The sequence below is a fragment of the Halomonas sp. 3D7M genome (assembly GCF_014897885.1).
GTDB lineage: Bacteria > Pseudomonadota > Gammaproteobacteria > Pseudomonadales > Halomonadaceae > Vreelandella.
Map to the genome: position 1 here is coordinate 8,252 of NZ_JABUZF010000222.1, position 1,017 is coordinate 9,268.

Annotated in this window: 2 protein-coding genes; both read right to left on the reverse strand. The window is 54.7% G+C overall.

The genetic code is table 11. From position 1 onward, the window contains the following. Positions 1–173: 173 nt before the first annotated feature. The gene (locus INT22_RS12545; RefSeq protein ID WP_038477012.1) at positions 174–473 is read right to left on the reverse strand and encodes an MGMT family protein; all 300 of its coding nucleotides are present in this window, start codon (positions 471–473) and stop codon (positions 174–176) included. A gap of 27 nt (positions 474–500) precedes the next feature. Beyond that, positions 501–1,017, reverse strand: a 517-nt coding sequence (locus INT22_RS12550; RefSeq protein ID WP_226912686.1) for an FMN-dependent NADH-azoreductase, incomplete at its 5' end; no start/stop codon positions are given.

Here is a 1,017-nt window from a genome sequence, read left to right on the forward strand (position 1 = left end):
CGGCCTCCCACAATATTATTGTGGGAGGCCTATTTATCGGTGGTTCGACCTCTGGGCAGATACCTATTGTAGGAGGCCGATTTATCGGGCGATGGCGGCGTAGCCGCCCTTGGCAAACATAAGCAGCAAAGCCTGAATCATCGCAAGCTGAAACTCTCTCTTACAGCGTTGGCTCAATCAGGCCAGACCAGATGGGCAGGCACACGCCCTTTGCTATCAAACATAACGCCTTCATCGCGCAGTTTCTGATGCTGGCGGTCAGCACCGCCGTGGTCGGCTAGCGTTAACGACGCAGCAATGACGCGATGCCAGGGTAGTTGATGCCCTTCTGGTAAGTGGCGCATCGCCGAGCCAACCATGCGCGGCGTGGCGCCTTCCGTCATCGCCGCGATACGCCCGTAGGTGGTTACCCGCCCAGCAGGAATCTGATCAACAATGGTATAAATCTGTTCGAGCAGTTCAGGGCGCGGCATTACCACCTCTTTTAAATCAACGTGTTACTAGAGTGTTTCGACCAATTGATCGATCGCTTGGAACGCTTCTTTTAGCGCAGCATCACGCTGAGCGTCACCCATATTCAAGCCTTCTGCAAAGACAACATCCACATCGCTAATGCCCATTAAACCGAGCATGGCTTTAAGATGTGGCGTTTGGCTGTCTAATTCAGTCCCTGCGTACTGGCCACCGCGAGCAGCTAAAATAATCGCACGCTTACCTTCAAGCAAACCCTGCGGGCCATTTTCAGTGTAGCGGAAGGTTTCACCAGCGCGCAGCACGCGGTCAAACCACGCTTTCAACTGGGACGGGATACCTAAATTATACAGCGGAACCGCCAGCACCAGGACATCACTCGCCCGCAGCTCTGCCAACAATTCGTCAGAGTGAGCTGCTAATGCCTGCTGATCGGCGTTGCGCTCGTTTGCGGGCGTCTGCCATGCACCGAGCTCTTCAATCGCAAGGTGCGGTAACGCGTTAGCCACTACATCGCGATGAGTAACCACTACATCGTGGGCTTCC